Origin of the sequence: Pseudalkalibacillus hwajinpoensis (genome assembly GCF_015234585.1) — a bacterium.
Taxonomy (GTDB): domain Bacteria; phylum Bacillota; class Bacilli; order Bacillales; family Guptibacillaceae; genus Guptibacillus; species Guptibacillus hwajinpoensis_B.
In genome coordinates, this window is record NZ_JADFCM010000001.1 from 142745 (window position 1) to 161325 (window position 18581).

Annotated in this window: 20 protein-coding genes; 11 read left to right on the forward strand and 9 right to left on the reverse strand. The window is 43.2% G+C overall.

Annotated features, from left to right (window positions below; translation table 11 throughout):
* Positions 1-273: 273 nt before the first annotated feature.
* Entirely contained in the window at positions 274-696 is a 423-nt protein-coding gene (locus IQ283_RS00650; protein WP_194218250.1) for an organic hydroperoxide resistance protein, read from the reverse strand.
* Between the two features lie 162 nt (positions 697-858).
* Between IQ283_RS00650 and IQ283_RS00655 the strand changes: the two genes are divergently transcribed.
* Together IQ283_RS00655 and IQ283_RS00660 are read left to right on the forward strand one after the other, a co-directional pair.
* A complete protein-coding gene (locus IQ283_RS00655; protein WP_194218251.1) occupies positions 859-1305 on the forward strand; it encodes a MarR family winged helix-turn-helix transcriptional regulator in 447 nt (148 codons plus the stop codon).
* A gap of 81 nt (positions 1306-1386) precedes the next feature.
* Complete coding sequence (locus IQ283_RS00660; protein ID WP_276511785.1) at positions 1387-1836, forward strand: MarR family winged helix-turn-helix transcriptional regulator; 450 nt, start codon at positions 1387-1389, stop codon at positions 1834-1836.
* Positions 1837-1882: 46 nt separating this feature from the next.
* On the opposite strand, the gene IQ283_RS00665 is transcribed toward IQ283_RS00660, so the two are convergent.
* Positions 1883-2839, reverse strand: coding sequence for a YndJ family protein (locus IQ283_RS00665; RefSeq protein WP_194218253.1), 957 nt, complete (start codon positions 2837-2839; stop codon positions 1883-1885).
* A 77-nt stretch (positions 2840-2916) separates the two neighbouring features.
* Between IQ283_RS00665 and IQ283_RS00670 the strand changes: the two genes are divergently transcribed.
* On the forward strand, positions 2917-3792 hold the full coding sequence (locus tag IQ283_RS00670; protein ID WP_194219544.1) for an NAD(P)-dependent oxidoreductase: 876 nt from the start codon (positions 2917-2919) through the stop codon (positions 3790-3792).
* Between the two features lie 93 nt (positions 3793-3885).
* Here the strand turns inward: IQ283_RS00670 and IQ283_RS00675 are convergent, their stop codons facing one another.
* Complete coding sequence (locus IQ283_RS00675) at positions 3886-4194, reverse strand: hypothetical protein (protein WP_194218254.1); 309 nt, start codon at positions 4192-4194, stop codon at positions 3886-3888.
* A gap of 162 nt (positions 4195-4356) precedes the next feature.
* On the opposite strand from IQ283_RS00675, the gene IQ283_RS00680 reads away from it, so the two are divergent.
* Positions 4357-5643 carry an MFS transporter gene (locus tag IQ283_RS00680; RefSeq protein WP_194218255.1) on the forward strand — a complete coding sequence of 429 codons (1287 nt, stop codon included), beginning with the start codon at positions 4357-4359 and terminating at the stop codon, positions 5641-5643.
* Between the two features lie 114 nt (positions 5644-5757).
* Here the strand turns inward: IQ283_RS00680 and IQ283_RS00685 are convergent, their stop codons facing one another.
* Positions 5758-6675 carry a zinc dependent phospholipase C family protein gene (locus IQ283_RS00685; RefSeq protein WP_194218256.1) on the reverse strand — a complete coding sequence of 306 codons (918 nt, stop codon included), beginning with the start codon at positions 6673-6675 and terminating at the stop codon, positions 5758-5760.
* Positions 6676-6833: 158 nt separating this feature from the next.
* Positions 6834-7790 carry an ABC transporter substrate-binding protein gene (locus IQ283_RS00690; RefSeq protein ID WP_194218257.1) on the reverse strand — a complete coding sequence of 319 codons (957 nt, stop codon included), beginning with the start codon at positions 7788-7790 and terminating at the stop codon, positions 6834-6836.
* Positions 7791-7956: 166 nt separating this feature from the next.
* Here IQ283_RS00690 and IQ283_RS00695 point away from each other — a divergent pair, with 166 nt between their 5' ends.
* From IQ283_RS00695 to IQ283_RS00710, 4 genes are read left to right on the forward strand one after another with little or no spacing between them, the layout of a single operon-like run.
* Positions 7957-8967, forward strand: coding sequence for a FecCD family ABC transporter permease (locus IQ283_RS00695; protein WP_194218258.1), 1011 nt, complete (start codon positions 7957-7959; stop codon positions 8965-8967).
* Positions 8964-10013 (forward strand): FecCD family ABC transporter permease, encoded by a 1050-nt coding sequence (locus IQ283_RS00700; protein ID WP_194218259.1) that lies wholly within the window; start codon positions 8964-8966, stop codon positions 10011-10013. Before IQ283_RS00695 ends, IQ283_RS00700 begins: the two co-directional genes overlap by 4 nt.
* Positions 10014-10028: 15 nt before the next feature.
* Positions 10029-10829, forward strand: coding sequence for an ABC transporter ATP-binding protein (locus IQ283_RS00705; protein WP_194218260.1), 801 nt, complete (start codon positions 10029-10031; stop codon positions 10827-10829).
* A complete protein-coding gene (locus IQ283_RS00710; RefSeq protein ID WP_194219545.1) occupies positions 10819-11565 on the forward strand; it encodes an IucA/IucC family C-terminal-domain containing protein in 747 nt (248 codons plus the stop codon). The genes IQ283_RS00705 and IQ283_RS00710 overlap by 11 nt, the downstream gene beginning before the upstream one ends.
* 78 nt (positions 11566-11643) lie before the next feature.
* Here IQ283_RS00710 and IQ283_RS00715 read toward each other — a convergent pair whose 3' ends face one another.
* From IQ283_RS00715 to IQ283_RS00725, 3 genes are all read right to left on the reverse strand, one after another.
* Positions 11644-12537, reverse strand: coding sequence for a DMT family transporter (locus IQ283_RS00715; protein ID WP_276511786.1), 894 nt, complete (start codon positions 12535-12537; stop codon positions 11644-11646).
* 24 nt (positions 12538-12561) lie between these two features.
* Positions 12562-14010 carry an amidase gene (locus IQ283_RS00720; protein ID WP_242057210.1) on the reverse strand — a complete coding sequence of 483 codons (1449 nt, stop codon included), beginning with the start codon at positions 14008-14010 and terminating at the stop codon, positions 12562-12564.
* 144 nt (positions 14011-14154) lie between these two features.
* Positions 14155-15900: a B12-binding domain-containing radical SAM protein gene (locus IQ283_RS00725; protein ID WP_194218261.1), complete on the reverse strand. Its 1746-nt coding sequence runs from the start codon at positions 15898-15900 to the stop codon at positions 14155-14157.
* Between the two features lie 157 nt (positions 15901-16057).
* On the opposite strand from IQ283_RS00725, the gene IQ283_RS00730 reads away from it, so the two are divergent.
* The 3 genes from IQ283_RS00730 to IQ283_RS00740 all read left to right on the forward strand — a co-directional run bounded on the left by IQ283_RS00730 (position 16058) and on the right by IQ283_RS00740 (position 17891).
* Positions 16058-17104, forward strand: coding sequence for a class I SAM-dependent methyltransferase (locus IQ283_RS00730; protein WP_194218262.1), 1047 nt, complete (start codon positions 16058-16060; stop codon positions 17102-17104).
* A 63-nt stretch (positions 17105-17167) separates the two neighbouring features.
* Positions 17168-17641 (forward strand): glutathione peroxidase, encoded by a 474-nt coding sequence (locus IQ283_RS00735; protein WP_194218263.1) that lies wholly within the window; start codon positions 17168-17170, stop codon positions 17639-17641.
* Between the two features lie 55 nt (positions 17642-17696).
* Positions 17697-17891 carry a hypothetical protein gene (locus IQ283_RS00740; protein ID WP_194218264.1) on the forward strand — a complete coding sequence of 65 codons (195 nt, stop codon included), beginning with the start codon at positions 17697-17699 and terminating at the stop codon, positions 17889-17891.
* A gap of 24 nt (positions 17892-17915) precedes the next feature.
* Here the strand turns inward: IQ283_RS00740 and IQ283_RS00745 are convergent, their stop codons facing one another.
* Positions 17916-18542, reverse strand: a complete 627-nt coding sequence (locus IQ283_RS00745; protein WP_194218265.1) for a DUF429 domain-containing protein — start codon at positions 18540-18542, stop codon at positions 17916-17918.
* Between the last annotated feature and the right edge of the window lie 39 nt (positions 18543-18581).

Genomic DNA, 18581 nt, shown 5'->3' on the forward strand with positions numbered 1-18581 from the left:
CTGAAACGGTGAGCACAATCCATCACACCTTCCGCTAATCTACTTCTAGTATAGCGATTTTAGAGGAGAAAAAAACCTTTTCTCCTGGTTGGGGTGGTGTGTTTCTGGTGGAGTGGGGTGGATATTGGCTAAAATTTGATTTTATTGTCCGAAATCGAGATTTATTGGCCAAATATAGATTTTATTAGCCAAATTCCATTTTTATTGGCCAAACCGCTCAAACAGTAAAGAAAGAGCTGCCGACAGTCGGCAGCTCTTTCCAGTGATTGAAGCTTACTTCGCGATTGCTTCTAGCTCCACTTCCATATTTCCGCGCGTTGCTCTTGAGTAAGGGCAAGTTTGGTGCGCCGCTTCAACAAGCTCGTTTGCTGTTTCTTGATCGACGCCAGGGATTGTAACGTGTAGCTTCGCGCTAAGTCCGAATGCGCCGTCTTCTTCTTTTCCGATTGATACGTGCGCTTCTACTACCGTATCTTTGATTTTAATTCGCTTCATGCGTGCGACCATATTTAAGGCGCTATCGAAACAAGCTGCATAACCTGCTGCAAACAATTGTTCAGGATTCGTTGCTTCTCCTCCCTGACCGCCAAGTTCTTTTGGCATACGAAGGTCCATGTTGATGACGCCGTCCGATGATTCTACTTTACCCTGTCTGCCGCCGTGTGCTGATGCTTTTGCAGTATATAACGATTCCATAATAAAATTCCTCCTAATAATTTAAGTTGTGCACAATTTAATTTTACAAGATTAAATATATCTCATCGTTATTTATCTGTCAACAGAAAGCGATCATGTTGACATAACAGCCAAATCGGGATAAGTTGATTGTGCACAACTTATTGTAAAGAAGGGGTTATCATGAACCATAACGAACAATTAAAACTAGAGAATCAGCTCTGTTTTTCTGTATATGCTTGTTCAAGGGAAATTACGAAGATGTATCGTCCTTATTTGAACCAGCTTGATATTACGTATCCTCAATATCTCGTTCTCCTTGTTCTTTGGGAAAAACATGAAACAACCGTTAAGGCGCTTGGCGCGGAGCTTTATTTGGACTCAGGCACGTTAACTCCCCTGCTAAAAAGAATGGAAGAAGCGGGTCTTGTGATGAGAGAGCGTTCGAAAGAAGATGAGCGCAGAGTGATGGTTCGTTTAACATCAAAAGGGGAAGGGTTGAGAGAGGAAGCTTCGATCATTCCAGACGCTATGGCGGCAAACAGTGGTTTATCAAAAGAGGAATTCACGAAGGCATTATCTGGCTTTCAACAGCTGTTGGACCATATTCATTCCGTGAATGAAAAATAGTAGCAATTTTCCAGATTAAGTTGACATAAGTTATTGGAATTAAGTATAATTATCTCGAATTCAAGATATTAGAAGTTAAGGGTGAACGTTATGAATGATAAAGATCGTGAGCTTTCACTAAAGCTATTCATTGTCCTGGCTAGATCGAATCGCTCTGTTACCGATCATATTAAAACGGATATTCAAAGCTATGGATTAAATCCAACGGAATTTGCTGTGCTTGAGTTGCTTTATCACAAAGGAAATCAGCCGCTACAGCAAATCGGTGAGAAAATTCTACTTGCGAGTGGAAGCATCACCTACGTTGTCGACAAGCTTGAAGGAAAAGGGTATTTGAAGCGTAATCCATGTCCGAATGATCGTCGGATCACACATGCCGTTATAACTGATGAAGGTAAAAAGTTAATGGATCGTATTTTTCCTAACCATGAGAAACAAGTCCAGTCAATCTTTGCCGGTTTGGATGAGTCTGAGAAAGAAACGGCCATTACACTACTGAAAAAACTCGGTCACTATGCAGAGGAGCTATAATTTCCTCTTTATTTCTTAATATGGTCCAAAAAACCAGCTTCTCACATTATGTAGAGAGGCTGGTTTTTTTGAGTGCTTTTGTTTCCTGCATCGCTGTCACGCCAAGCAGGCCAAATAAAGAGAAGCCAAATGTGTTCACGAACCCATGGAAAAAGACCATTAAAGGGATACCGAGAATAACGGTTTCATTCACATGAGCAAACCCATAAATCATAGCGGAGCTCATCGAGAATAGCAGAGAAGCGAATGAAATTGATAGCAACATTTGAACGGAATAATCCAATGTTGGCACTAAATAGACGAGACAAAGAATCGAAAAAACGATGAGCGGTGTTACGAATTCAATGACTGAAATAAACTCAAGAACGGGCAACGAATCCGATAGTGTAATACCAACCGCAATGAAAGGTGGTCCGAGTAGAACAAAGATCGCAATCGTTTTAAACCACGGCTGAATGGAAGGTGCTTTTTTTAGAAGCATTTTCCCGATGAACGCCATCGTAATAGGTGTAATGAAAGCGGCATAGTGGAAATGAATAGATGTGAGCAGGACGATTACATCACTAAAATGGAGAATCTGGATGCCTGACCGATGTAGAATGAGCCAGAGTCCCCCAATGCTTATGTACATCAACCCCAGTTGAATGAGAACTTCAAAAATCGTGCTTCTCTTCCATGTTTGGAGGAGACGAGAAAATCCGTAGAGCGCAATTAAAATCGTCGTAAGAAACCACGGAACGGCTAGAAGTACAGCGAGCGTTCCCTGTTCAATAAAGAAGGAAACACCAGCAAGAACAGCTGATGGAAGCTGAGTCCAGGTGGTATAACGATAAAAGGAGTTCTTTCTCTGTGAGACGAGATTTAAGGTTAACGGCACAAGTACGAGATAAGCGAACATTAATAACATCATGACATATTGAAGTGTGTCGATTGGAGTTGTGAGTAATTTCGTGACAACGAAGGCTACCCACAGAAATAGACCGGCAAAACTGCTTGTTTTCATTATGATTTCACCTCTCTTTTAGTGTACGATGAAGAGAAGTGATAGAAAAGGAAATTCTGGGAAGAGAGGCGATTGAAATGGAGCAAAAGCCAGTACTAGGTTTTGTTGGGATTGGTGTAATGGGAGAAAGCATGGTTCGGAACTTAATCAAAGCGGGATACCACACGCTTATCTCAACGCGAACAAAAAGTAAGGCAGAAGCGCTTATTCAAGAAGGGTCAGAATGGCACGATGAAGTGAAGGACGTGGCAGCGAATGCTGACGTGATTATCACTATGGTCGGCTATCCTAAAGATGTGGAAGAGGTCTACATAGGTGAGAAAGGGATACTAGAACATGCTAAGCCGCATTCGATTCTAATTGATATGACAACTTCTAGCCCGGCTCTTGCTGAAGAAATCTATCAGCATGCTCTATCAAAACAGCTCTACGCGCTTGATGCTCCTGTATCAGGAGGAGACGTTGGAGCGAAGGAAGGGCGACTATCCATTATGGTCGGTGGAGAGTTAGAAGTGTTTGAAAAAGCTCGACCGATTCTCGAAGTAATGGGACAAAATATTGTTCTTCAAGGCCCAGCAGGAGCGGGACAACACACAAAAATGTGTAATCAAATTGCCATCGCAAGTAACATGATTGGCGTTACTGAAGCGATAGTTTATGCGGAAAAGGCAGGGTTGAATCCGACAACAGTTCTTGAAAGTATTGAATCTGGCGCAGCTGGCAGCTGGTCGCTAAGCAACCTTGCGCCAAGAATGGTTTCAAATCGATTTGAGCCTGGCTTTTACGTGAAGCATTTTATTAAAGACATGACGATTGCTCTTGAATCTGCCAAGCAAATGGGCATGCTGACACCTGGCCTTGAGCTTTCAAAAAAGCTCTACGAAGATCTTGCTGAGCGTGGAGAAGAAGATAGTGGTACACAGGCACTTGTGAAACTATTTCGCGATGCCTAATTGAAAACGAAAGACCCGGAGCATATGCACCGGGTCTTTCGTTGATTATAAAGGGAAGTTTCCCTCTGCTATCGAATAAACTGTGGTAAACGCTTATTTATCTTCTTTTTGGCGTTTGTCGATTTCTTCTGTTACAACAAATGCAAGATCATCATTTCCGAAAAGAGAAAGGACGCCAATCACCGTTTGATCTGGGATATGCTCTGATTCTTCTTTTGGTACAACGAGTTCAATGCTTTGTTTAAGAGCAGGGTTATTCACCTGATCTGGATAAGCTTTTGCGTAAAGTGTTTCTGGATTTAAGTCATTGTTTACACACCACTGAGCAAAAACAAGAATCATCATGTTTTCATCGCGCTGATAGTTTTCAATAACTTTGTCTTGAATTTCTTTTTGGTCCATAGGACGACCTCCGTTTCATTACTCTACCGCTAGTGTACTCGCAGCTAGAATATGTAGCAAGTCTGTCATTTGTAAAATGATCATGAAGAATGTTCCAGCCTGAAGAAAGAGGTGTCACGACCTGCTATGCTGAAAGGAATTGAACATCATGGAGGCAAAAAGATGAGAAAAAAAGAGATTCGTAGCTGGATGATGTATGATTTCGCTAATTCTGCTTTTGCAACGACGATGATGGCAGCAGTACTCCCTGTCTTTTATTACGATGTCGCTGCCAAGAATATTGACCAAAGCCTTGCCACATCATATTGGGGCTATTCGCAATCCATTGCCGTTCTAATCGTAGCTTTTCTTGCCCCGATCCTTGGTGCTATTGCTGACTATTCTAATTCAAAGAAAACATTTTTGCGCTTTTTTGCTTATATGGGAATGATTGCGAGTGTTTTAATGGCTTTCGTTGGTGAGGGCGGATATTTATTTGCTTCTATTCTACTAATCTTTGGAACAATCGGTTTCTCAGGTAGCAACGTCTTTTACGATGCATTCTTACCCGAGATCGCAAAAGGGGAGGAGATGGACCGCATCTCAGCAAGAGGCTACGCTTTTGGCTATATTGGCGGCGGGCTTCTGCTTCTCGTTAACCTGATGATGATCTTAAATCCATCCTGGTTTTTTCTTCCGAATACGCTTGTCGCGACGCAGCTTTCATTCGCAAGTGTTGGGGTCTGGTGGTTTGTTTTCTCGATCCCAATGTTCAAAAACGTGCATGAAGTTGAGCATAGTCAGCCTAAATTAAGCGGCTCCTACATGACAATCGGTTTTAAAAGACTTCGCACAACCTTTAGGGAATTGAACCACTATAAACAGCTGCTTCTGTTTCTAGTCGCTTTTTGGTTATTTAATGATGGCATTTCCACTATTATTAAAATGGCGACGATCTATGGAAGAGATATCGGAATAGGAGCGAATGATTTGATTGCAGCGCTCCTCATTACGCAGTTTGTAGGCATACCGTTCGCCTTCTTGTTTGGCTACTTAGCGAAGAAAATTCGCCCGAAACGAGCGCTTATGCTAGCACTATGGATATATGTGGGCATCGTTTTACTAGGATACTTTATGACAACTGCTACGCATTTCTATCTACTTGCGATCATGGTTGGCTTCGTTCAAGGGGGTGCCCAAGCATTAAGTCGTTCGATTTTTGGAAGTATGGTTCCGGATCATCGTCATGCGGAATTTTACGGTTTCTATGGGATTTCAGCTAAATTTTCAGCGATATTCGGTCCGTTTCTCTTTGCCTTCGTTGGTCAGGTAACAGGCTCAAGTCGACTTGGGATCGTATCGCTAGTTGTCTTTTTTCTAGCAGGCATCTATTTACTTAGTAAAGTGAATATCGAAAAAGGGAAAGAGCAGGCGAAGGTTGTGATGGTGAATGAAGGGGTGGATATGTAATTAGCAGAATCGCGGAATTAAGTGGTTTTCTCTACAGTTCGCACCAGGTAACAGACCACAAATAAGGCTCTGGGCAGAAACACTGCTCAGAGCCATCCTATGGTATGAAACCCCTTACAAAATGGGGTCGAAGTGCTTTAACTCAAGTGAAAGCGTGCAATCTTTTCCTGTGTCATACGAGCGGTTGCCGATTTGTGTTTTTAATTCAGTTAGGCAGTTTTCTTCGTTGTGCCAGTAATCATGAATAAGAGGCAGGATACTTGTTGCTTCTTCTTCCGCTTGCTCAAGCAGCTCTTCAAAGGTCGCGGTGGATTCCTCGTCTTTAATAGCTGGATGGATCCAAGTGGTGCCTTCACGATTTAAATAATCTTCATTGCCAATTTGTTTTCGATAGGAAAAGGAAGAGACTTGTTTCTTTAAAAGTTGATTTTTCCATCCGTGTGGATCGAATAATATTTTTAGCGCAAGTACCATATCCCGATAAGATTGAGTAATATAGTCGTCTGGCATACGTTCAGCTGTTTCTGGATAAAAGGTTTGGATCAATTCATACAGCATGAGTTCAATAGGAGGATAGAGTGATTTGCCAATGTGAATCTCTTGGTAAACGGGTGTTTTCCACGTTTCTACATCTTTGTATTCTTTCATCAAAATGGTATCTATAATAATTTCAAGCTGTTGATGTCGGTTGCCTTCAAGACCGGCACGATAGTGGATATAAGGATGCGTGTTTCGATCAAGAATATGATGCGTCACAAAGCCAAGAATATATGCGCGAAGCATCGGATCGTCCTGCTTTCCGTATTCAATCATCTCCATGAGGAATGAACCGCAATGATCTTGATGAAGAACAGATCCCGCTTCCTGAACAGGCTTATTCTTTTTCCAGGGCCAGAAATTATGATAAAAGAAAGGGTCAGGTCCCTGTGCACCAAGTCGAAAGAAAGGCAGGTCACCTTTGATCGTATTCCATATGCCGGCTTCCATCGCAGCTTCTTCTCCGAATAAAATATGTGTCCAGACATTTGGCATCGATTTATCCCCTCCTTATATGTCTTTCTATTAGTATACCTGAAGAGAACCTGTCTTCTTGCCATAATCTTCAGAAAACATTTCTCTTTCTTTTTCCCTTAAATTCATAAATTCAAGCATATTAAAAGCCCGGCGCAGGCCGGGCTACACTTACTTCTTTATTTACTTAGAAAAACGTCTTCAATATCATCAAGCATCAAGTTAGCCGAAATGACGCCACCAGACGTATTCCAGATCGCATCACTCACCTCATGAACGTTACCGTCTTTGACAACTTGAAGATTGTTCCATAATGGATCATTTGTCCATTCTTCCGCAGTGGAATTCGCTTCGCCATCTCCCGCTTCATACGTGAAGTAGAAGAGCACGTCGCCATCCATTTCTGGAATACGTTCTTTCGTTACTTCTTCAGCAAAATCTTCTTTTTGCTGTGATTTTGGACGATCAAAACCTAGCTGCTCAAGGATAACGCCAGAGAACGAGTCTTTGTAATAAATTCTTGTTTGTCCAGCTAGAAAACGAACAACCGACACTTTTTGATCAAGCTGATCGCCAAGTTCTTCACTCATGGAGTCAATGCGGTCGGTGTAAGCACTCATCACTTCTTCGCCTTTGTCTTCCATATTTAGTGCTTTAGCGTAGAATTTGAAATTCTCCTGCCAGTCGCCTTTCAACGTTTCTGAGTAAACGGTTGGAGCGATCGCGCTAAGCTGATCATAGATGTCTTCTTGACGTAATTTATTTCCGATTATGAGATCAGGTTTAAGTGCAGCGACAGCTTCAAGATTCACTTCACTTTCTGTTCCAACGACTTCAACATCTTTCATATCGTCCGAAATATGCTCATACCACGGGTCGCCGAGCCATGATTGTACTGCCCCAACTGGTGTTACTCCCATAGCAAGTAGTGCTTCTGTTCCTTCATTAGTTAAAATAACAACTTTTTCTGGCTTCTCTGGCACTTCTGTTTCACCCATTGCATGTGAAACCGTTCGAGTAGACTCTTCTTCTTGCCCACTAGAGTTAGTAGCGTTTTCATTATTCCCACCTGTGCCGCACGCAGCAAGGATCATAAGTACACTTAGACTAACGATGAGCCATCCTTTTTTTAACATATGTATATCCTCCTTGTCATTGATAATCGTTTTCATTTACGATGTAATCATACTGAATTGTCACAAATTAGTCAACAGGTAAATGAGAGTGATTCTCATATTCATTGACACGTTTTCATTCTTTTCTTAAACTTAAAAAGGATGATAAAGAAAGGGATTAACCTTTATGACGCATAAATTACACTCGATGAATAAAAAATGGTTCGGATTAGCAGTTGGCTTGTTGCTTGTCATAATACTGATGCTTGCGAGCGTGGTCTATGGCTTAACAAGTATTACATGGACAACGGCCTGGCAAGCCTTTACGCAGTTTAATGGAAGCAATGAACATATTATCATTATCGAAAATCGCGTTCCGAGAGCACTGATCGGGGCTGCCGTAGGCGCAAGTCTTGCTGTCGCGGGTGCTTTGATGCAGGCGATTACTCGAAATCCTCTTGCTTCGCCGTCCATATTAGGCGTAAATGCGGGGGCGAGTTTTGTGATTGTGATTGCGGTCACCTTTTTCTCTGTTACGTCACTTGCAGCATTTAGCTGGTTAGCGTTTCTTGGAGCTGCGTTCGCCTCCATCGTCGTGTACGTGCTTGGCTCATTTGGTAGAGAAGGGCTTACACCGATGAAGCTGACCCTTGCCGGTGCGGCCATTGCGGCGATGTTTTCCTCATTAACGCAAGGAATGCTTGTGTTGAATGAGAAAGCGCTTGAAGATGTTCTCTTCTGGCTTGCTGGCTCGATTGAAGGGCGCAGTTTAAATATGCTTTACTCGGTTATTCCTTATATTGGACTTGGCTTAGTCGGTGCGCTTTTGATCAGTCCGAAAATTAACACTCTGGTGATTGGAGAAGATGTCGCAAAAGGACTTGGACAACGTACCCTGCTTGTCAAAGCTTTCGCAGCACTTTTTATCGTTTTTCTTGCTGGAGGATCAGTAGCCGTAGCCGGACCGATTGGCTTTATTGGCATCGTCGTACCTCACGTTGCTCGTTTTTTTACTGGACCGGATTATCGCTGGATCATTCCGTATAGCGCAATCATTGGGGCGATTCTTTTGTTATCAGCTGATATTGCCGCTCGGTATGTGATCATGCCACTTGAAGCGCCGGTTGGTGTACTAACGGCTGTCATCGGAACGCCATTTTTCATTTATATTGCTCGAAGGGAGTTTAAACAGCTATGATGAAATACACTTCCTTTCGAATGAAAGCTGTTTCTTTTCTACTAGATCGCCGCTCGCTTTGGGTGATAGCGGGACTGACTGGCGCTGTTATCATCATCGCATTACTTAGTATTGGCCTTGGGGAGATATTTATGACCCCGGCTGAAGTGGTGAAGGCGCTATTTGGTTATGGTAATGAAATGAATGAGCTTGTTGTGAAGCAGTTCCGCTTTCCTAGGATCGCCATGTCCATTTTGGCTGGCGCGGCGCTTGCAGTATCTGGCGCTATTCTTCAAGGAATGATTCGGAACCCACTTGCGTCACCTGATATTCTTGGCATCACTTGGGGCGGTGCACTTGCGACGATTGGTTTTCTAACGATCTTTAGTGATAAAGCGAATGCCCTTACGGTAAGCATTCAATGGTTGCCGCTCGCTTCCTTTATCGGCGCTATTTTAGCAGGATTTCTTGTGTTTGGTTTATCATGGAAAAATGGTATTTCACCGATTCGATTAGTGCTGATTGGGATCGGGTTAACGGCATTGTTGCAGGCGCTAACGACATTATTGATGATTATCGGTCCTATTTACAGAGCGTCTGATGCAAACATCTGGATTACGGGCAGTGTCCACGGAACGAACGGCCAGGATGTTCTGACGCTGCTGCCGTGGGTAGTCGTTCTGATGATTATTTTAATGGTTTACTCAAGACGGGTGAATTTGCAAGAGCTTGGGGATGATGTAGCAAGAAGTGCAGGAGCGATGCTTTTAAAAGACCGCATTGCGTTACTGTTAATTAGCACGGCGCTTGCAGGAGGGGCTGTTGCATTTGCTGGTGGAGTCGGATTCGTAGGTTTAATGGCACCGCATATTGCGAGAAAGCTCGTCGGATCGTCTTTCGGTGTAGTTGTGCCGGTGGCTGCGCTTGTTGGTAGTATACTTGTGATGATTGCTGACTTAATTGGCCGCACGCTTTTTTCACCTTTGGAGGTTCCGGCTGGTGTATTCACAGCGGCGATTGGAGCACCGTATTTTATCTATTTATTGATTCGATCGAGAAACAAATGATGAGGAGGTGGCGACGTGTACGCACTGCAAACGAAAGATTTAACGCTTGGATATGGAGAACAAACCGTTATCGATCAGCTGAACTTATTGATTCCTAAAGGAGAGATGAGCGTTCTCATTGGTGGAAATGGATGTGGCAAATCAACGCTATTACGAAGTCTAGCTCGACTTCTAAAGCCGCATTCTGGAGGAATTGTTCTTGATGGAGAGGCTATTGCGAATAAGCCAACAAAGGAAATCGCTCGGAAAATGGCTATCCTTCCACAGTCACCAGTCGCACCTGAAGGCCTCACAGTTCTGCAGCTCGTTAAGCAAGGACGGTATCCTTATCAAACGTGGTTTAGTCAATGGTCTGAAGCGGACGAAGATGCCGTTCAAAACGCGCTAAAAGCAACGCACATGGAAGAGTTTGCTGAGCGTAATGTTGATTCCCTTTCTGGAGGACAGCGGCAACGTGCCTGGATTGCGCTTACCCTTGCTCAGGATACGGATATTATATTACTTGATGAACCAACAACGTACTTGGACCTCGCTCACCAAGTGGAGGTACTCGATTTACTATTTGAATTGAATAAAGAGGATAACCGGACCATTCTAATGGTTCTTCACGACTTAAACCTCGCTTGTCGCTATGCCGACCATATTATTGCTGTGAAGGATAAGGGCATTTATGATCAGGGAAAACCTGAAGAGATCGTGAATGAAGAGCTTGTGAAGCATGTGTTTGGGCTTCAATGTAACATTATCGAGGATCCGCTATTCGGTACACCGCTTTGTGTACCACATGGCAAAGGGAGGAAGGTAAATGGTTACTGAGCACCCGGTGTTTACGAGAGACGAGAAAGAAAGGCTGGAACAGTTTCGCCTGACTGTGGGTGAAAGCAGTGCAAGTTTAGTGCAGCTACACGATGAGCATCACTTAAAAGGTCTTCTTGAAAAGCTCGTGGAGGATGGCCATTTTCCATCTATAATTGTGGCGGGATCACAGTTTATGAAAAGATATGGTTTTATGACGGTTGTGCCGATACTGTATGCTTTTACGATGTGGGATAAAGCGATTCTGGCAGGACCTAATGAGCTTTGCTATGAAGTTGATACAGATGCGGAGCCGTGGATGATGAAGCTTATGATTGATAACGACGTAGACGTCACCATTATTCAGAAAGATCGTGTTGAAATAAGAGCAGCACTTGCCAATAAACTGATTAACGAGAACCTTGCTCCATTTGTTGAAGCAATGGTGAAAGCGACGAAATTATCAGCGGCGATTCTATGGGAGAATGTGTCCATTTACTTGTTCTGGCTCTATGAAACTCTGATGCCATCTGAGGGAAAAGAGGTACAAGTGCGTCGAGCTAAAGAAGACTTTCATTTCCTTCTCAAGGAGTTTAACTGCACAAGTTTCACCTGCGGCGCAAACCCGTTCATGCCGTATTATGCAGAGAAAGTGAAGCGTGAAGAAGGAGAGATCCGCTTCCGCCGTACTTGCTGTTTGTACGATCAAGTATCGGAAGGTGGCGCGTACTGTAAGACGTGTCCTAAAGCGCGCTAGGAGTGGTGACAGGCACCACCCGGTTTAGCTCGAATACTGTCGAAATAGCTTGGCGTCCCCCGAACGGGGGTCGCCAAGCTATTTTTTCGGTTTTCTTTTGTAGGTGTAGCTTCTTATAAAGAGATAAAGACCGGCAATGATTATTCCGCCACCAATCCATTGCATCGTATGCAATGTTTCGCCAAGGATAAAATAGGCGAGAATACTAGCTCCGATCGGTTCAAATAGGATGCTCATTGAAATGACATTCACGCTCACCCACTTCACAGCCCAATTTAATAGAGAATGACCGAGAAGCGTTGGGAATATCGCGAGCAAGATGAAATATCCCCAGTCTGTAGCTGGATAAGTAAAGAACGGGTAGCGTAATACAACGTTATAAATGATAAGCGTAAGAGCAGCGATGCCATACACGATAAAGGTGTATGGCATCAGATCCAGACGCTTTCGAATGTTCTGACCGAACAAGAGGTATCCAGTTACCATGGCACATGCTGTCAGGGCTAAAAGATCTCCCCACAGAGCCATTCCACTAATCTTGAAATCCCCCCAGCTGATCACAATAGAGCCGGTCACAGCGGTCACCCCTCCAGCAATAGCTAGAAGGGTGAGTTTTTCTTTGAAGAAAAGATACGTACCGATAAAGGCAAACAGCGGCTGTAATGTGACAAGAACAACAGAGCTTGCAACGGACGTGTAGTTGAGCGACTCAAACCAGAGAATAAAGTGAAAGGCGAGACTAACGCCTGCAAGACTTCCGAATCCCCAATCAGAAGCTTTAATATGACGAAAGGCGTTTCGATAGCTTCGTAGGATAATCGGTAGCATAATAAGTATGGCAAAAACGAGACGGTACATCGCAATAATCGAAGCTTGAGCAGTTGCTAGCTTGACGATGACGGCGGAAGTGGAGATAAATAGGATTGCGATCATAATGGCGATGTATGGCTTCGTATGTTGGTTTTTAAACAATGGGATTCAATCCTCCATTACGACTTAAACGAGTTCTGCTTCAGCCTCGGCTTTTTGATCATGCTGCACACAGCGGTTATACCCGCCGATGCGCTGTTCAATTTGCTCCCCTAGCTGAAAAAGCGCTTCTTCATGACCAACGCGGCTTACTAGCTGTACACCGATTGGAAGGCCTTCTTTACTAGTTCCGATTGGAATTGTAAGAGAAGGGAGCCCCCACACATTCGCATACGCAATGTAAGGCATATAGTTCAAGAAAGTTTTACGAATGGAGAAAAGTTCTTGATACAATTCTCCGTGAAGCGGTGCCGGTGAATGATAGACTGGCATAATTAAGATTCGGTCGTCCAAATAATCTTCTAAAATCTCATCTCCACGCTTTAGCGAAGCATGGATTTGTTTAATTTGTTTTTGGTTAGGCTTGAAAAGCTTCGTTCCAATAAGCGCCCACGATAAGTAGGAATGTACATCTGAACTACGGAAAAGCTTTTCCTTCATGTATTCACCGATTGGACTTGCTTTATCGTTTTCTAACATAAGCTTAGCCATATCGGCTCCCCCGTCGATCGACATCATTTGTTGCCACATGAGAGCGGCTTCTTCAAAAAATGGGGGATTTGCCTGCTCTTCAGAAAGCTCGCCATCAAACGCATCCCTTATGGTTGTGATCAATTGAAACGTTTCACGATTAATCGGATAGCGATGGTGAGGAACTGGGTAGACGAGTTTAAAATCTGCAAGGTTACGTTCAGGTGGTTGTTCATGAGCGATAATCTGGTTAATCAATCTCGCATCTTGAACAGACTTGCTCATCGCACCAATTCCTAGCATGCGTTCTTGCTCTGGCTTATCAACAAAAGGAAAATTTCCTTCTTGAGATACCTGACGATTGCCGGATTTAAAGCCAATAATGCCATTAAAATGTGAGGGAAATCGAATCGAGCCGCCGATGTCAGCACCGAGACCAACTGCGGCACCGCCTGCAGCGATTAAAGCGCCTTCCCCACCGCTGGATCCACCTGCTGTTCTTGAGGTGTCCCACGGGTTATTCGTTCTGCCGTAATGCTTATTATCCGTTTCCTGACAAAAACAAAGGGCAGGTGTATTCGTTTTTCCGAGTATAATGGCACCTTCTTCGCGAAGGCGACTGACAACCTCAGCATCTTTCTTCTCGCGAGAGCCTGCACGATACCCGAGGCCTCCTGTTGTTGTCATGTTCGCTACATGAAAGCACTCTTTTACACTAATTGGAACGCCAAACAGTCGCCCTTTAGCATCTCCTGTAGTGAGGGTATAATCTGCTTTTCTAGCTTCTTCTATAGCTTGATCAAAGCGATCTTCTACAAGGCAATTTAAGGCTGGGTTAATGGCATTTAGGTGATCAATATACGTTCTAACAGCATGGTACGATGAAATTTCTCTGTTGGAAATCTTCTTCGATAGGGACAAGGCATCCATTTCTAATAGTTTCATGCTATCCCTCCATATTTTACCGGCCTACCCTCCGGCATCAGTACATTACTGTATTCGTCTTGAACGTACAAAATCCTTTAAATCGAGACGTCACTCAATAGAAAAGGCATTTCATCTATGTCGAAATGCCTTTTCCCTTCAGCCTTACAACGCAACGGAAGATTCTGAAGGAAGAACACCATAAAACACGTTACGCTCATTTGTTTTCGGATGATAGTAAACGAGTAAAATGGTTTTCTGTATTTGCCCGTCTTCTGAGCTTGGTAACAGATCGATTACTGTATGCTTATACAGGTCTCGTTCTGATAGGTTTAACGCTTGATAGTCTTCTCCAAGCAAAGCTGGTTGTTCATTTACAAGCTTCAATAGGGCGTTTTCTTCTTCTTTCTCAAGGCGATCACGCCACCACACCGTACGAGGCTTCTTTTTGGACTTTGATAAGTAATCGATTTTCATAAGCGATGTGACACGCTCATGATGAGCTGGAGCATGCTTCTCAATAAAGTCAGCCAGGTGTCGGAATAAATCTTCTAGCTGATGCCCAATTCGTGACCAGCCTTTTCCTTCCCAATGGCTGCCGAAACCTTGGAAGAAATCAAATGGAGATTGGAAAACTTCTGTGACAAGATACTCAATTGTTGCGTCCATACGATGATCATTCCAGTATTTTTCTAGCACGTCTTCTACCTGCTTAATGCGAATAACGTCATCAAAGGAAAGAACGTTATTTCCAAGAATTTCATAAGGTGCATGATCCATGTAAAGATAGCCATGTTTCTCAGCGCTTAGACGGACACCTGTGCCGCGTAGCATTTTCAAAAAGCCAAGCTGCAGCTCTTCTGGACGGAAGGAGAAAACGTCGTTAAACGTTTTTCGGAAAGAGGCGTAGTCTTCTTCAGGAAGTCCAGCGATTAAATCAAGATGCTGATCAATTTTGCCGCCGTCTTTCACCATTGTCACCGTTCGTGCCAACTTCTCGAAGTTTTGCTTTCGCATCACGAGTTCATTTGTTGCATCGTTGGTTGATTGAATACCGATCTCGAATCGGAAGAGTCCGGGCGGAGCTTCGCGATTGAGAAATTCTAGTACTTCAGGTCGCATAATATCAGCCGTGATCTCGAACTGAAACACACAGCCAGGGCGGTGTTCATCAATAAGGAATTGAAACATATCAATCGCGTAGTTTCGTCTAATGTTAAATGTTCGATCAACGAATTTAATCGTTTTTGCACCATTATCCATTAAGAAACGCAGCTCTTTCTTCATTCGATCTACAGGAAAATACCTTACGCCAACTTCAATAGAGGATAAACAGAATTGACAGGAATAAGGACATCCCCGACTCGTTTCAACGTAAGTGACGCGGCGACCGAGATCAGCAAGGTCTTCTTCGAATCGAAAAGGCGATGGAATCTCACTTAAGCTTAGTTTTGGTGCTGGTGGATTAATATGATTACTTCCATCTTTTCTGTAAACAATCCCTTTTACGTTTTCAACTGATTCTCCTGTTTCAATTGATTGAAGCAGTTCTTTAAACGTCACTTCTCCTTCTCCCATGACAATATAATCAGCCTGAGGAATACGATCGAGCCACTCATACACATCATATGAGACTTCAGGACCGCCAAGTACGATCGTGAGCGATGGATTTACTTTCTTTAACATTTCAATGACAGGAATCGTCTCTTCAATGTTCCAGATATAGCAGCTAAATCCAATGACATCAGCTTTCATACTGTGGAGGTCACTTACAATATTCATAATCGGATCTTTAATCGTATATTCTGCCATTTGTACATCATAATCTGGGGCAGCAGAGGCTTTCAAATACCGTAATGCGAGACACGTATGGATGAACTTCGCATTTAACGTACTTACTACAATCTTCATTCTTTTCCAACTCCTGATCGTTAATTTCTCTATTATATCACCTTCATCACAAATAATTTAGATAGGTTATCGTGATCATTTGTCGGCATATTCGGAAAATATTTGTAATGAAAGCGTTTCCGTGAGAGAATAAGTGAAATAATAAGGAGTGAGCTAATTGGAACTTGCTTCATTAACGCCTGAACACCCTTTTTCGGAACAAGACTTTGAATACACAGCATTACTGCCGAGTTATCGTGTCGATTTAAGGAATCCGAGGAATGAACAGCTCGATCGCTTTGTGAATGCAAATATGGTAAGCGACTGGTCGCAAATGTCTTGGAAACAGGTAGGAAGGCCGTTTGAAGTGAAGAAGCTCGCGAAAGAGCGTCTAGATTGGGAGTCTGAACATAAGCAGGATATGCCTGTGAAAACCTCGTGGGAGTTTTTTAATCGCTCATTTCACAATCTATTTATGCAAGATGTACCTGCCGAAAAGCAGCGCTTGAAGTCTTCTCTAAAAGATAGCTTCAAAGGCTTTCATCTTCGTGATGTCAAGAATGGCCTGGGGGAGATGGTACGCTTATCTCTCTGGAATTATGTGCACCGCATCGAGGATGGGATTTGGGATCCGCGTGGAAAGCGAGCGCTTTTTGAAGGACTTGATGTAAAAAATCCTCGTATTCTCTTTCTTGGTGCTGCCGAAGGGTATGAAGCAATGCAGCTTCATGCGATGTATCCGGGTGGAGAAGTTGTCATGGTAGATTACGATGCCTTCTGTAAAACAGATCGTTTTGCTCATTTTCCGAATACGTATCCCTTTCTTGGAACAAATACACAAACGGGCGGACCAAAAGTTTGGTACAAAGACCAAATGAACATTAGCTATCTTGTAAAAGACATTCGTGATCTCGATTTTCATAAAGAGTTTGATATTGTTCTAAGTGTAGGCTTGCTTGAACATGTGCCGGATGAACATAAACCAGCCATTTTAGAATGGCATCGCAAATTTGTAAAAGATGATGGATACGTCATTATGACAACACCTCGAAATCAGATGAAATCGCGTCTTTATTATCATGTGATGGCTGATATGATGAATCATACGTATCGTGAGCTAATGGATATCCGTCAAATGGGACTCTATGCGTATGAAAACGGCATGGATATTGTAAGGCACGGCTATATTAAAGTGCATAACGGCATTATTGCAAGAGCGCGCTGATTACTAGCGATTCTTGCTTAACTATGATAAAAGTGAGGTGAGACAACGAATAGGAGGGATAAAATGAGTGTGCATTCATTCACTGCAGAAACGCTTCAAGGGATAGACATGCCGCTATCAGAATATAGCGGCAAGGTTCTTTTAATCGTCAACACGGCTAGTAAATGCGGGTTAACACCACAGTATGAAGGACTTCAGGGGCTGTATACGTCGCTTGAGGACAAGCCGTTTGAAATTCTAGGCTTTCCTTGTAACCAATTTGGAGAGCAAGAGCCTGGATCGAAGGATGATATTGAGGAATTTTGCTCCATTAATTATGGCGTGAGTTTCCCAATGTTTGCGAAAATCGATGTAAACGGTAGCGATGCTCATCCTCTTTATCGCTATTTAACGCACGAAGCGCCAGATGTTGAACACGGCGACATTCCCTGGAATTTTACGAAGTTCCTCGTAAATCAAGATGGTCATGTCGTGAAACGCTATGAGCCAAAGACAGAACCAGCCGCTATTAAGAAAGATATTGAGGAAATGCTCTAAAAAGGTTCGGAATTTGTCGAAACGGGGTATATCATTTCTGAGGTGATAAATCAAAATGAAATGGTGGATTCCGTTTTGCTATATGATTGGCACGTTTTCAGGAGCGATGCTCAGTGGATGGAGCATGGACCGTGAATGGGATGTGTTTCCTTCATTTGCGATGGCAATTACAGCATTTTTCTTAAGCACTTTATATATTGTCGTTCGCGACGTCGTTCCAAAAGTCTTTGATGAGACCCTACGCAATTAGTGCGCAGGGTTTTTTAATTACCTATTAACAGCTCATGTCGAATGGATGGAAAGGTGGTTTGGCTTCGTATAGAAATTCCGATCGACCATGCTCCCATCTCCACGCAGCATAAGCAGCAAGACACGCATCAAAAGAATGCGATGATTCGAGTGCTTTTTCTGGAATTCCTGTTACCCCATCTTGCTCGAGAAAGTACTTTAGCTGATAGCGATGTTCCATTTCTGATTTATAAGCGAGAATAGATTCGATATTGGGTGCTCGCAAACCGATCGCGGCTCCAGGATGCACTTCCACAATAGTAGCATGTGGTGAAAGCGTCCTCGAGAGTGAGATTCCTCTAAGCGTTAAATAAACCATTCGCGTCATCGTTGGCGTCATAATCGATCCGCTTCGCATCCCGATTTTAACGACCGCTTTTCTAAGTGCTCTGTCTGCAGGTCGATCGCCACCACCTGGTTGGTAAGAAAGTGGGGCATCGATTCCAATGATTGTGTTATGTGTGAGCTTTCCTTGCTGATAAATGTCCTCATCTGTTGCCCCTTCGATGAGCTGATGAAAGGAAAGCTCGGAATCATCTCCATGGAAGATCGCTAGAGAGGTATCCTTTGTATTAGATGGTCCTGATAAATCAATTCCGATAAAGCGTTTCATAACATCTCTCCTTTCGCTTAATTAAACAATAAGTGGAAA